At 42.1% G+C, this 11,592-nt stretch carries 17 protein-coding genes and 1 tRNA gene; 7 read left to right on the top strand and 11 right to left on the bottom strand.

All coding sequences use genetic code 11. The annotated features are described in order from the left end of the window. Positions 1–686 (top strand): hypothetical protein (locus tag AC6RV6_RS29085; RefSeq protein ID WP_500244370.1); only part of this gene is annotated, 686 nt, incomplete at its 5' end. On the opposite strand, the gene AC6RV6_RS29090 is transcribed toward AC6RV6_RS29085, so the two are convergent. The 4 genes from AC6RV6_RS29090 to AC6RV6_RS29105 are packed head-to-tail and all read right to left on the bottom strand — an operon-like array spanning position 683 to position 2,534. Further along, positions 683–1,105 carry a hypothetical protein gene (locus tag AC6RV6_RS29090; protein WP_500244371.1) on the bottom strand — a complete coding sequence of 141 codons (423 nt, stop codon included), beginning with the start codon at positions 1,103–1,105 and terminating at the stop codon, positions 683–685. The two genes, AC6RV6_RS29085 and AC6RV6_RS29090, sit on opposite strands and share 4 nt — an antisense overlap. Positions 1,106–1,127: 22 nt before the next feature. Further along, entirely contained in the window at positions 1,128–1,541 is a 414-nt protein-coding gene (locus AC6RV6_RS29095) for a hypothetical protein (protein ID WP_500244372.1), read from the bottom strand. 4 nt (positions 1,542–1,545) lie between these two features. Further along, complete coding sequence (locus tag AC6RV6_RS29100) at positions 1,546–2,169, bottom strand: hypothetical protein (RefSeq protein ID WP_500244373.1); 624 nt, start codon at positions 2,167–2,169, stop codon at positions 1,546–1,548. 44 nt (positions 2,170–2,213) lie between these two features. After that, positions 2,214–2,534 carry a hypothetical protein gene (locus AC6RV6_RS29105; protein ID WP_500244374.1) on the bottom strand — a complete coding sequence of 107 codons (321 nt, stop codon included), beginning with the start codon at positions 2,532–2,534 and terminating at the stop codon, positions 2,214–2,216. 180 nt (positions 2,535–2,714) lie between these two features. Here AC6RV6_RS29105 and AC6RV6_RS29110 point away from each other — a divergent pair, with 180 nt between their 5' ends. The 6 genes from AC6RV6_RS29110 to AC6RV6_RS29135 all read left to right on the top strand — a co-directional run bounded on the left by AC6RV6_RS29110 (position 2,715) and on the right by AC6RV6_RS29135 (position 8,881). Beyond that, positions 2,715–3,695 carry a hypothetical protein gene (locus AC6RV6_RS29110; protein ID WP_500244375.1) on the top strand — a complete coding sequence of 327 codons (981 nt, stop codon included), beginning with the start codon at positions 2,715–2,717 and terminating at the stop codon, positions 3,693–3,695. 259 nt (positions 3,696–3,954) lie between these two features. After that, positions 3,955–5,916 (top strand): hypothetical protein, encoded by a 1,962-nt coding sequence (locus AC6RV6_RS29115; RefSeq protein ID WP_500244376.1) that lies wholly within the window; start codon positions 3,955–3,957, stop codon positions 5,914–5,916. Continuing rightward, positions 5,916–6,716, top strand: a complete 801-nt coding sequence (locus AC6RV6_RS29120; RefSeq protein ID WP_500244377.1) for a hypothetical protein — start codon at positions 5,916–5,918, stop codon at positions 6,714–6,716. The genes AC6RV6_RS29115 and AC6RV6_RS29120 overlap by 1 nt, the downstream gene beginning before the upstream one ends. 106 nt (positions 6,717–6,822) lie before the next feature. Beyond that, entirely contained in the window at positions 6,823–7,575 is a 753-nt protein-coding gene (locus AC6RV6_RS29125; RefSeq protein WP_500244378.1) for a hypothetical protein, read from the top strand. After that, positions 7,575–8,330 carry a hypothetical protein gene (locus tag AC6RV6_RS29130; RefSeq protein ID WP_500244379.1) on the top strand — a complete coding sequence of 252 codons (756 nt, stop codon included), beginning with the start codon at positions 7,575–7,577 and terminating at the stop codon, positions 8,328–8,330. The genes AC6RV6_RS29125 and AC6RV6_RS29130 overlap by 1 nt, the downstream gene beginning before the upstream one ends. Beyond that, positions 8,327–8,881: a hypothetical protein gene (locus AC6RV6_RS29135; RefSeq protein ID WP_500244380.1), complete on the top strand. Its 555-nt coding sequence runs from the start codon at positions 8,327–8,329 to the stop codon at positions 8,879–8,881. Before AC6RV6_RS29130 ends, AC6RV6_RS29135 begins: the two co-directional genes overlap by 4 nt. Before the next feature lie 3 nt (positions 8,882–8,884). On the opposite strand, the gene AC6RV6_RS29140 is transcribed toward AC6RV6_RS29135, so the two are convergent. The 7 genes from AC6RV6_RS29140 to AC6RV6_RS29170 form a co-directional block, all read right to left on the bottom strand. Then, a tRNA-OTHER gene (locus tag AC6RV6_RS29140) sits at positions 8,885–8,952 on the bottom strand. Between the two features lie 116 nt (positions 8,953–9,068). Beyond that, complete coding sequence (locus AC6RV6_RS29145) at positions 9,069–10,259, bottom strand: tyrosine-type recombinase/integrase (RefSeq protein ID WP_500244381.1); 1,191 nt, start codon at positions 10,257–10,259, stop codon at positions 9,069–9,071. A gap of 43 nt (positions 10,260–10,302) precedes the next feature. Next, complete coding sequence (locus AC6RV6_RS29150; RefSeq protein ID WP_500244382.1) at positions 10,303–10,755, bottom strand: ASCH domain-containing protein; 453 nt, start codon at positions 10,753–10,755, stop codon at positions 10,303–10,305. A 4-nt stretch (positions 10,756–10,759) separates the two neighbouring features. Next, positions 10,760–11,104 (bottom strand): hypothetical protein, encoded by a 345-nt coding sequence (locus AC6RV6_RS29155; protein ID WP_500244383.1) that lies wholly within the window; start codon positions 11,102–11,104, stop codon positions 10,760–10,762. Next, positions 11,091–11,285 carry a hypothetical protein gene (locus AC6RV6_RS29160; protein ID WP_500244385.1) on the bottom strand — a complete coding sequence of 65 codons (195 nt, stop codon included), beginning with the start codon at positions 11,283–11,285 and terminating at the stop codon, positions 11,091–11,093. Before AC6RV6_RS29160 ends, AC6RV6_RS29155 begins: the two co-directional genes overlap by 14 nt. Beyond that, on the bottom strand, positions 11,230–11,457 hold the full coding sequence (locus AC6RV6_RS29165) for an ASCH domain-containing protein (protein ID WP_500244384.1): 228 nt from the start codon (positions 11,455–11,457) through the stop codon (positions 11,230–11,232). Before AC6RV6_RS29165 ends, AC6RV6_RS29160 begins: the two co-directional genes overlap by 56 nt. Beyond that, positions 11,355–11,592 (bottom strand): hypothetical protein (locus AC6RV6_RS29170; RefSeq protein WP_500244386.1); only part of this gene is annotated, 238 nt, incomplete at its 5' end. The genes AC6RV6_RS29170 and AC6RV6_RS29165, both read right to left, overlap by 103 nt.

The following is an 11,592-nucleotide window of genomic DNA, read 5'->3' on the forward strand; positions in this document are numbered from 1 at the left end:
CGATCGCCAATGCCCAAAATATCATTGACGATCGTGGGCGATCGTCAACGATCGTCAACGATCGTCAACGATCGCCAATACAATCGCCAATGCTTCCAACCAGCGAAAGCCTTGCAGATAATACTATTCAGGGATTAAAAGAGACCGATCGCCAACTTGCCCCATTAGAAAAGGTATCGGAGGAGGAAGCCCGAGAAATTGCCGAAATTTTAGAACTTTGTGAATCGTTGGAGGAGCTGAAAGACTGGGGAATCAAAGAGAGCTTCGATGAAGATTCAGTCAAGAGAATATGGGTTCACGTTTCTCCAGAGAAACAGCAGTTGTTCAAACAATGGGAACAAGACGAGGCCAAACCGGTATCAGTGCCAGAGAACCGATTCAAGATAGGCGATCGCGTTCTAAACCTTTACGACCGTTCCCCGGAGGACTGGGGAATTGGTGAAGTAATCGAGGTGGTTAGCAGTTCCAATATTAAGGCAAAATTCCCCAAATACTATCCTCATCCCTGCAACTATTACCCCGGGCGATTGGTCAAAGAAGGCGATCGCGTTATTTGGCAGTCAGGAGAAAAATTGCTCTATGTCACAGTCGTCAGCCTTGAATCAGGAGATAAACCTCTTGTGCAGGCTGAGGATTGGTTGAGTGCGATCGCTGTTCCGATTCAGGAGTTACATCTTTTATCCTAGGACTCGGAGGGGATGAGCTTCTTGTAAATCTCCCCAATGTCCGCATGTTGAAAGTATTTGCCTTTTGATTTCTTTTGCAAATTGTACAGCACCTTGATAGCCTCTGGATTACCATAAGAGGCTACTACAAAATCGATTTCTTTTTTCAATCCCTCATACTTTGCCTCTAATAGAGTCTTTGATTTTTCGCAATCAAAGCGGCTGGTTTTCAAGAAATCAATTTCTTTTTGCAAAAAATCAACTCTATCCGATAAATACTCTTTATCTCCCTTGTTTTCATCATTAATCTCTTTAATTGCGGCTAAGATAAATTGATTTCTATCCTTATCCCTTGCAACCAGATAACCGATTGATGTGGTAAAAATAGAGCCTAGAGCAACCAGTATCTCTGTCCCCCAGTTAGCAAGAAACTGAACCATTTTTTTAATAATTAATTCTTCTTCAAGGATTTACAATAACTTCACCATTGAGATAATAAGGATCGCTTTCGATTTCCTCTAAAAAAATCTCGAAATTTATTACTTTGGGGTATCTTCTAACCCCTAGCATTGCTTCCCATCTTGAATGTTCGTAATAACTCACAAAAAAGGGTTCTGGGAAATTAGTAAAAATAATTTTTTCATCTTTAGGATAAAAAAATTCTGCTCGTTCAACTGTTGAACCCGGCCCTTGAGCCTGTACGCCCCATTTTCTCCGCAATAAAAGGTGAAATTTAGAATCAATTTCTTCATTATCAACCGGAAGAAAATGAAGACGATACACCCCTCCATTTGTACTAGGATTGGGAAATTCAACCCAATTGAATGAAGGGGCGATCGTCCCCAAAGGGATAAAAAGAGGGAGAGGAGCGGGCATTTATCTAAGGATTCGCTCCCTCTAATTTTTGCTGAATCGCTAATAAAGCTGCCGGGCTATCAGGTGTTTCTGCACCGCCTTGAATTCCTGTTAATGCGTCAGCCTGAGCCGTAGTCATAATGCCGTATTGATTGCCAGAGGGCATTATGTAATAGGGGTTCATTTTGGCAGTAGCCCCCGACCTTTTTTCACTAGGAATAATAGTAGCAAGCATATCGGAAATATCAATCGTACTCGCAAAGCTCGGGAAATTGAACGAACCTTGATGAGTCGGATTTTTGTTTGATTTATTTTTCGAGTTTGCGATCGCTTTAGTTGTTACGATCTTCACGGTTTGTCCGCCTCGATTTCCAATTTTTCGCCCTCTTTGCCGTTGATGTTCCGCAACTTGAATAACCCCCGTTGTTGCGGGATCTCCATCAATCCGAGAAGTTGTTCGTTCGTGCGCCGCAACAGTAATCAAGCTATCCGTAAGGCTTAGTTGATTATTGATTGCGAGATCGAGCCATTTCGCGAGACCCTCACTACAAGAGAAAAGCCCAGCTTGCTTGACATTATCCCCCGCTCGCTTAATTTCGTGGTAGATAAGCCAATATATCCTATTGCCTTTTTGAAAATTTAACGCCATTTTCTTTGAATTTTAACTTTTGACTTTTGACTAAGGTCAAAAACTTATTGAATCTCAGCCGTAGACATAGCCGGGTCAAGGGGCACACGAGACAAAACCTGACAGGTTTTTACGACCGTTTCCAAACCAGTTTCTGCATCAATACTGACAGCGCTATAGGTGGGAGCAGGGTAGGCAGCAATTTGCTCTCCTGTATTCAATGTTCCATTTTTAATTGTTGCTGCTTTCCAAAGAGCCGTTTGTGTGATTGCAAAAAACTCAGCTGCTTCTGCATCGGCTGGAAAATTTGGGGCTGCCTGCCAATAATTTTTAATCGACCCATCTGGAAGCGCATCAACTAATTCTTCTTTTGTGATATCTGGCATTCTCGAACCTCAGCTATGACTATTCCCCATTGATAGCGCGAAAAGTCACCGGCATGCAAGGCTCACAGATATTCTCTTGCCAAATAAAATCAGGCAATTTGCTATACATTAATTTTTCAATCTATAATAGGTTGCAAAATTAAATCCCTACAGCGTCCGCAAAATATTACGAATTGTAAAGTGGAAAGAATTGCCTACACCGTCACTCGCGATCTCACAGCAAAGTTGGATAGTTCGAGTCAAGGCGACATTTTGACTCTCATCGCTAATGAACCTGACGTAGACCCGTTGCTGACCGATTTGAAGAATAAATCGGAAACCATCCATGCAGTGAAGAATCTTTACATCAAAAACCTCTCGGCAACGGTTGAGATGCCGTCCTTGCCCGAAACGCCTCATCCCAATATTAAAAATACGGATAGCGATACGGCAGCTTTAACTAAAGCGATCTCATCTGAGTGGACCCACAATCGCAAAGAACTCGAGTTATTAAAATGGGATATTGCTAATAATAAATGGCTGCACAAAGCGCGAATCAGTTTAATTAATTGGGAGGGCGTTCCTTATCAGCAATATAACCTCTATGATTATCTGACAGCTAACTTAATCTATGAACTTGGTCAAGGGGCAAAAATAGGATTTAGAATTAAAGGACTCCCCGGTTTTTTGTCTGGGGATGATTTCGTCATGTTTGATGGCAATTACGTTGAAGAATATGTAATTTTGTCTGACTCCAGTAATGGGTCTAGCAATGAGCCTGATTTAGTTCATTCGATAACAGAAGGGCAAATTCTCAGTCGCGATCCGGCATGGAATCTAAACAGTTACGAGTTCAGAAGCTCTCCTAATTTAGCAGGTTCAGCCGCGACAGGATTTTGGTTTTTGAGGAATAAATTAAATTTATTTATGTATGGAGGAGGGGCAACAAATGGAGACCTTAAAAAAATCCAAATTATCAACCAAGCTAATGATAATTTATTAATTGAAAAAGATTTAGCTGAGTTGATTGGTGAAGATACAAATTCTTGGAAATGGGCTGGTATTGACACTTCCGAGCATTCTGGGGGTTTATGTTACCTCAGACTCATTGATAATGATAACTCGGGCCAAACTTATAGCTTTTTCGCGATCGATTTGAAATATGTTTTTTCCGAGGAATAACAAAAGCGATTGTAATGTTTTTTGGTAATGTGGTACTATTAGATCGGAAATACTCTGTTTATGCAAGGAAAACTGAGAGACGGGCGCGATCATATAGAATTCCCCCATCCTGAAGGGTTTGAGATGCCTTATCCTACGCCTTCTGAGTGGGAGAGGCTTTTCTGGGAGCATCGATACTCAAGGCTCTCAAACGATCCCAAGGGACCTTATTGGGTGAGATACCGACCTGATGCAGGAGGTCGCAGGGTCTATGGTTAAAATGTTCAAACAACAACGGGGGGGGCGCGATCGCCCTTTTATCCCTTGGCGACAAGAACCCGGGGACGGAATTAACTTGCATAAAGACCCCTCACGACCTCATCGGCGGCCAACCATGCGAAGAGAACCGAGGCCGGCTAATGATCGCGATCGGCGTTTGCAATTTCCTGAGAGAGGGAAAGTACAGGAAGATTTAGCTCCTATCGGTTGGGGTTTTTACGGGACTCCGACCCATGAACCCGCTCATCCGAACGACTGCAACCGATGGCCAAATTCCCCGAACTGTAAACTTTTCAGTCCTAATTTCGCCGATCTCGCTAGTATTGGCGATGCTTTTGGCGGGGCTGATACTTATGAATTTATTGCTGACGAGTGTAATATTGGAATTTCTTTCAATCCCAGCCTCGGAATAGGTCCCTTTTCCTTATCGGGGCCGCAATATCAATTAGTTTTGCGAAAAGAAGAATGTAGGCGAGCAAAAACTCTTCCAGAACCAAATTATCCCTTACCTGAAAATATTAGGGATTGGCGCGGGAAAGATATGTTAGATGCTTATGCCGATGATGAACTGCTGCACGTTTTTACATCTGTTGATTACTTTAGAACTTCAGATAATTTAAGATCCTCATTTTCTGGTTTTACTTGCCAGCAAAATTTCTATAATCCGAACGATCGAACAACCTACGATCTATACATTACTTGCACGAAAACTTGGACATGGGATGAAGGAGGAAGCTCATCAAATATAGCTTCAGCGATGAAGGAATCTAGTTTAAGTCTTCAAGCAAGTTACTACCCCGGTAAACCCGGGTACGGGGATTATCTTGGGCTTCCCTTTCAGATTTTTCGCGTTACTGTAGGGGGGATGGCTGTTGCTTCTAAATCAAGCTGGATCGGCTATTTTGATTATGCTTTGACTCAAGGTGCTTTACATTCTATTGTAAAAATTTATCCTTTTTCTCGTTGCCAAAAAGAGCCTTACTATCCCGTTCCTCCTCCTTACCCTTTTCCTCCTCCCATAGGGAGATCACAACCTATGCCTTGTTCTTGCCCTTCTCCTCGCAACCAACGCGCGATCCTCGAAAAATTAGATGAAATAAACAATAAACTCGGAGACATAGATACAATTAAAAAAGCTATTGGTGATGGGATATTTGAAGTCCCTGAAACTTTAATAAGCACTCCTGAGAATCCCTTGCCCGGTAATATTAAGATCGATAATCTTAGTGATTTTCAAGGATATTTATTGGAAAGGATCGATGAACTCTTTGGGGAATGGAATATCCCCATAGAGATTGAAGATTCCGATCCAACTACAGGAGGAAATCAAGTCGAGAAAAAGCGGCTCTTTAATTTAGCTGAAGCAATAGCAGAGATGTATGGGCTTTTATTCAATACTTGGATTAACACAGAGCTATCTACAAGCATGGGATCTCGTACCTTAATCCAAGGAGGGCAAAATCTTCAGCAAGATTATCAGACCTATAAAATGGTTGAAACTTTGCTAGAATGGTCTGGTATTGGAACAAAAACAAGAAAAGAAGCATTCCCACTTTTATTTAATCCTGAATCAGGAAACGATCCCGCCCAATTTTTGGAGCCTTATGAATTACAAACGTCTGTAGTAGAATACAAACCCAATAAAAAAGAAACTTTACAAGATGACTTGTTAGATATTCGTCACGGGACGGCAATAATTCGGGCTGTTTTTTGGGCTAGGTCTGGTGTAGATCCGGGCAAAACAGCGTGGAATATTTGTCAAAATCTGGTCAGGAACAAGCAATCTATCAACAATAAAGAAAAAGATAAAAAAGAGGATTTTACAACTTGGTTAAACAATGCAGAGAGAGGTTTTAGCAACTTGCCTCGTGCGACTCAATCGACCAATCCTTGGGGGGCAACCTTCGCGAACCGACCGAAAATCACAGATATTTCCGAAAATCCTGAAACGGGAGATGATTAATGCCTTTTGTCCGTACTATTGCCAGTTTAGGTAGCCGGCTCGCGCGCTCTCGTGTCGTTCAGGGAGGCGTGAGAAGAATTGCCCCTTTCAAAAGCGCAATCCAACCCTCATCAGGAGGTATTTCAGGAGCCATAAAATGGCTTTGGGGGGGGATTAAGAAAATAGCTGGAATTGTGGGGTTTACTCTATCCGGGCTTTGGAGCTTAGTTACGAACGCGGCGGGCTTTATCTGGAATTTTAATTGGAACATAACGGAAGCAGAAATCGAACAAGAAGCCAAGGCAGCATGGAATCAATTAGGCGCCAACCTTGGAGCCCTGACAGGGCAGTCATTAGGATGGGCTTTTTGCGGCGCTTTACCCGGTATGGCAATTAGTGCCTTTAACCCGGCTTTAGGCGCTTGGGTTCTAGAGGAAGTGGGACGAGAAGCTTTTCAGGAAATAGCGGGAACTTTAAAAACTGTAGTGCAAGAAACGACACGCTCTTATACTCGAATTGCTTTTTTGAAAATCTATGCCAGCGCTCGAAAAGCTCTCGAGTTGAATTTAGGAAAAAATATCCAAGATAAAGAGCGCAAACCTTGGAGTTTAGCGTTAAAATGGGATGAGTACATCGAAAGCATTGATAATCAATTCATTGCGAATTTTTTAGAAGAGGCTCGAGAAGAGTTTGCAGAAGCCTGTACAGAGGCGGGGTTTGTTGTTGTTAACAGCATTGAGGGCTTTTATGCCAATCAACAACAAGCGATCGCTGCATCGGCGGGTCCAGAGAGAACAGTTGAAATTCAATTAAGAAGATGAAGAGAAAAAAGGTTGACTTCAAAGGAAAAATCTACGCTTATATGATATTGTTTATGGCTAAATTTTTCTGTTACCTCAGCACTTTATATATTTATTTTACCAAAAAATGGAAGGAAAAATAGTTTTAAATGGGCGGGAAGAATACCTTAAACCAATTATCACCCTTGTTTTAGCCAACTATCAAATAATAGAGCTAAAAGATATTGGACAGATTGTTGGAGAGCCGGCGGGAGATTACTTACGCCGAAAACCAACCCCCTTATCTCTAACCATTCATTTAAGCGGCGCAGAAAAACCCAGTCAGAGAGGGAGAAAAAACCTGAAAACTGCTTCAAAAGAAAATGAAGATACTACACACAATCCCTTTCAAAGGGCGCAAATTAAAATATTATCTCCGAAAAGAAGTTTGTTAAACTGGGCAACGATAAAAGCAGCCGTTGGAGGAAAAAACGGTTATCTTTGGGGACGATTTAGAGCGCAAGCTAATTTACAGTTAAACGAGGGGCTTGGAAAAATTGTTTGTCATGGTGGAACGAAAGGAGAGGCCGAACAAAGATTGCTGGCTTGTGCAAAATTATCAGATGGGGAACTACTAACTCTTGATATTAAAGAAGAAAAACGGTTCGGGGTTCGTATTCAAGGGCAAAAGCAATATAAGGAGACTACTCGCGTTTATCCAAATTATTTTACGATAAGGAATCAACAACAATTTATTTCTAATATCGAACGAGATAAAGGAAAGCAACATGTTGATGGCAATCAATACTTAGTGAAACAAGCAAAGATTCCTTTGTGGGCTGAGAGTGAACCCTATTGGGCTAACGATAAAATCAAGGAATTATTAAGGAGGGGAGATTGATGTTTCAATTACTGAGAACTTGGGGAATGTCTTTTGATTTATCTCGTATGAGGGTTGGTCAATTAGGGTGTGTAGAAGGGGGTCGCAAATTACAACTCAGAGGACTCAACAAGCAAACTCCTGAAGGTTTCTTTTTCCCTTGCGAACAAGATATTAATAAATTAATTGAGGCCAAAATAGCAGCGCTAGTAAACGAGAGAGTAGAAGAAGCGATCACTACTCTTACTACTCCTTTAGCCCCGGGGGATGTCGTTCAGACATTCAATAATACCTTACCCAACACGCCAATCGTGTCTCGAAATGGCTGGCTCTGGTTGAGATGTGATATTTTTGCCGGCACGATTGGCAGTGCCTCCAGTAATGCCGATTTGCCAGACGATCGCCTCGAGCAACTTTATCTCGCATGGGGAGGAACGCAAACTCAATGGGCTAATGGGGATGCGATCGACTTTCCTGAAATCAAAGGGCGTAAGATTACTTGTGCGGGGAAGGGATCGGGATTGAGCAATAGGGCGATCGGCGATCGAAACGGGGAAGAGAGGCACATGCTCACTAATAGCGAAATGACAATCCACTCCCATAAACAAAAGCGCACAAATGGGGCACGGGTATCGACTGGTATTTCAATGAACTGGACGAGCACAGGGCATATCGAATGGGGGACGCTAAGTTACGAAGGCGGCGGTCAACCTTTTAATGTTCTCGATCCCGATATAGCCTTGCCCTATTTAATTTTTCTAGGAGTAGCAACATGATTTCTCAAACGGACGACACAATCGCTTTAAACAATTTTGCTTTTCCTGCTCAATTTCTTCTCGATCGCAAATTCCCCAAATTGCCCGAGGGAATAAGAACCAGATATTACAATTCTCAAACCGGACAATTTTCGATGTTTGACGGCAAAACTCAGCTAAGTGCGGGGGATATCCCTTGGAAAGACGGGGAAGCATTTCTGAATGAAGCGGAGAACCTTCACAAGGAATATGTAGAATCTCAGCAAGAACCTGAAAGCGATACTTTCTCCTCTAATTTCCATCCCGATCGCTTTCTGCTCAATGCCTCTCAATCCCAACTTTATCAGCTTGGCAAAAATGCTGAAAGGCAACAAGCCCGAAGAGAATTTGAGGAGGTGAGAGAGATTGTTAATGGGCGCTTGCTTTTTATCCCAGAAGCGATCGCACCCAACGGGCTGTTACAGAAAAACTTGCGCGAACTGGTAGCGAGATTGGGGGATGTTCCTAAAGCTGCGATCGATGAGTTTAACTCATTTCTAAAAAATGATCTGGGTGTAAATTGGGAAATTTGAGAATGGGCGGTACTGGGCTCGAACCAGTGACATCCTGCTTGTAAGGCAAGATTGCCTCTTTTTATCGATCTGTGTCTGCTTTCCTTGTTTGTCAATGCTTTGGCGGTTTTATTTCCTTCAAAATTTCTCTTTTTTTGAGAGCGAGGACGGAATAGGGACGGAATCAGACCGCGATCGCAGCCATTTTTCAATAAAGATCGGGGACATTGGCCGGATCGATTTCTTTCAGCCCGGTATATTTTCGGATGACTGTCTCAACTTTGTCCCCGATTAGGCGGGCAATTTTTACTAAGGAGACTTCAGCCTCATGGTGCATATTTGTGACGTAGCTATGCCTTAAGCAATATGGCTTGAGATATTTGTGGATAAGTTGGTGCCTTGTCAGTCCATCAAGGATCGGCTGCCATTGTCTTGTTCGAAAATTATGGTGATCCAAGTAGCCTCCTTTATACCCCGGAAAAATCAACTTCTTTTTATGATAATCTTTGTAACTAATTTCTTTTAATATTTTGATTAGTGTTGGTGAGAGTGAAATAGTCCGAATTTTATAATTTTTTGTATGGGGAAGCAATACTCTTTTGGTATAAGCTTTCTCTATTCTTGCCTTACACTGAGTGCGATCGCCATTCCATGATATGTCGCCCCAAGTCAGTGCTAACGCTTCCTCGGGACGGCATCCAGTGTGTGCTAAAAACGCTACATAAGGATAATAAAAGCTGTGAGTGTATCGACTTTTATCATCACAATAACGATTATCTTTGAATGCTTGCAAGATAAATTTAATTTCGTTCGGTTCAAACCATTCTATCGGGGGGTCTGGCTCTGGTGGGAGTTGGCTTTTTAATTCTTTATTTTCTCCCGTGTAGAGAGCGATCGCCGCGTTCAAAAACTGAAAGGCTCGGTGTGTCGTTGATAAGGCACGTATTTTTAAGCAGTTTTGACCAAGGTTCTCTAATTCGGATAATTCTAATTGTTTTGGTGGGAGAGCATCCAGTAATCGGTCAATTTCTTTCCATGAATATATTTGGGTTGATGCTGCACTTTTATGTTTTTTAGCTTCTTTGTAATATTCCCAAATTTCTCTTAGTGTGGGCTGTTTCTTTTTCTTTATAAAATTAGTCTTTATAGCGCGATCTGGGTCGTATTTCTGCAAAGTTGTATCGAATTGGTTAAAAGCTAAGTCTCCATTGATGATATTAGCCAAGGAATAAGCAGCTTTTAAGGCATCTTTAGTTAAGCCTCCTTTGATAGTCAGGCTGTAATCTCTGTAATTGTGAGAAATGCGCAAGCGGATTGACCCCTTGCGCTTGGAAAGGGTCGCTCGCTCACATTTCTCAAATTTCCCATCAGGGAGTTCAAGCAACGTGGAAATATTCATTACGATGGGGACGGAATAGGGACGGAATGATTAGAGAATGTGTCTAAAACAGTTTGGATGTGTCAACGTTCCAGAGTCTTTGATGTCCTCTCATTTCGATGGGAGGATCGATCGCACGGACATCCTCTAACTTCCACGCCCAGCGACCGGGCTGCCAATCCCCGCAATCAAGTTCTAAATCGGTTTGACGCTCTATGAATTCAAGTGTCATAGGGATGCAATCGACTAAATCGCAAACGGCGATCGCTTTTCCGTATGGCAGTGAATTAATATCGAGGTTTATACCGTAGTTCTCCTCTAAAATTGATAGCTCCCATTTTTGGAGTTGATTTATAAGCAGGATGTCACTGGGGCAATTGACTTTCTTTTTCGCGGCATGGATGACTAATTTCCCGCGATAGTCTGTGAACCATGAGCGGGTCTCGAAATGCTTGTGACCGAGAAGGATTAGGCTTGCCCACGGCTGCCAGAGTGATAGTGCTTTAACTGTTGTCATTTGTTCAATCGGTGGAAATAAAATTATCATCAATAGAATGTCCCCATGCTTCGCTAAGCCAACATATATGGTCTAAAGCGTTGTAATCTAAAAAATTTAATCGCCAATTATATTGGCGAATTGGGTGATAACTTCGTGTTCGAGTTAAAGAAGCACCTGCCAAGACAGCTAGAACGATAAATAAGATAGGCTGTTTGTAGTTGGGGCGATAAGCATCAAAAATCGTTATGGTGTTATCTACACTAAAAACACGAATTCCAACACTAAACTTAAATGGATAAACAAAAGAGATAATGCAGCCTATCTCAATTTTCATTCCCCAAAAGTTGATAAATCTATAATCTCTCATGATTCTTTTTCTCCTTAGACGATGAAGCAACTCGGACTTGATAAGCATGGGGCTGGGCTAGTAGTAATGCTTTATCGGGGTCTTTGACGGTAAAGTGAACTGTTCCTGTGTAGGGGTCGTACACTTCATAGCTTTTTTCTTTCATTATTTTTAGGGCGATCGCCTTTCTTTTTCGCGGCATGAATGACTAATTTCCCGCGATAGTCTGTGAACCATGAGCGGGTCTCGAAGTGCTTGTGATCGAGAACAATTAGGCTTGCCCACGGCTGCCACTGCAGTGAGGACAATCTTCCGGATCGGGTGCGTCGCTCAATGCAGTGTTTTTGATGCCGGTACCGCCACAGGTTTTGCACAGAGGATAGTCTTTTTCAATCATCGAAATACTGTCGGAAGGAGGAGAAGAGGCTACATGATTCCATTTCTTTGTTTTGGTGTTCCAGCTATATAAATCAGAATGATTTGCTAAAAAAATGTATGCTTTTTTAATG

The organism is Spirulina sp. LEGE 11439 (assembly GCF_059821285.1).

Excerpts from the sequence above, each read along its gene's own strand:
- AC6RV6_RS29090 (WP_500244371.1), bottom strand. The coding sequence starts at position 1,105 with ATGGTTCAGTTTCTTGCTAACTGGGGGACAGAGATACTGGTTGCTCTA.
- AC6RV6_RS29095 (WP_500244372.1), bottom strand. The coding sequence starts at position 1,541 with ATGCCCGCTCCTCTCCCTCTTTTTATCCCTTTGGGGACGATCGCCCCT.
- AC6RV6_RS29100 (WP_500244373.1), bottom strand. The coding sequence starts at position 2,169 with ATGGCGTTAAATTTTCAAAAAGGCAATAGGATATATTGGCTTATCTAC.
- AC6RV6_RS29105 (WP_500244374.1), bottom strand. The coding sequence starts at position 2,534 with ATGCCAGATATCACAAAAGAAGAATTAGTTGATGCGCTTCCAGATGGG.
- AC6RV6_RS29115 (WP_500244376.1), top strand. The coding sequence starts at position 3,955 with ATGTTCAAACAACAACGGGGGGGGCGCGATCGCCCTTTTATCCCTTGG.
- AC6RV6_RS29120 (WP_500244377.1), top strand. The coding sequence starts at position 5,916 with ATGCCTTTTGTCCGTACTATTGCCAGTTTAGGTAGCCGGCTCGCGCGC.
- AC6RV6_RS29125 (WP_500244378.1), top strand. The coding sequence starts at position 6,823 with ATGGAAGGAAAAATAGTTTTAAATGGGCGGGAAGAATACCTTAAACCA.
- AC6RV6_RS29130 (WP_500244379.1), top strand. The coding sequence starts at position 7,575 with ATGTTTCAATTACTGAGAACTTGGGGAATGTCTTTTGATTTATCTCGT.
- AC6RV6_RS29135 (WP_500244380.1), top strand. The coding sequence starts at position 8,327 with ATGATTTCTCAAACGGACGACACAATCGCTTTAAACAATTTTGCTTTT.
- AC6RV6_RS29145 (WP_500244381.1), bottom strand. The coding sequence starts at position 10,259 with ATGAATATTTCCACGTTGCTTGAACTCCCTGATGGGAAATTTGAGAAA.
- AC6RV6_RS29150 (WP_500244382.1), bottom strand. The coding sequence starts at position 10,755 with ATGACAACAGTTAAAGCACTATCACTCTGGCAGCCGTGGGCAAGCCTA.
- AC6RV6_RS29155 (WP_500244383.1), bottom strand. The coding sequence starts at position 11,104 with ATGAGAGATTATAGATTTATCAACTTTTGGGGAATGAAAATTGAGATA.
- AC6RV6_RS29160 (WP_500244385.1), bottom strand. The coding sequence starts at position 11,285 with ATGCCGCGAAAAAGAAAGGCGATCGCCCTAAAAATAATGAAAGAAAAA.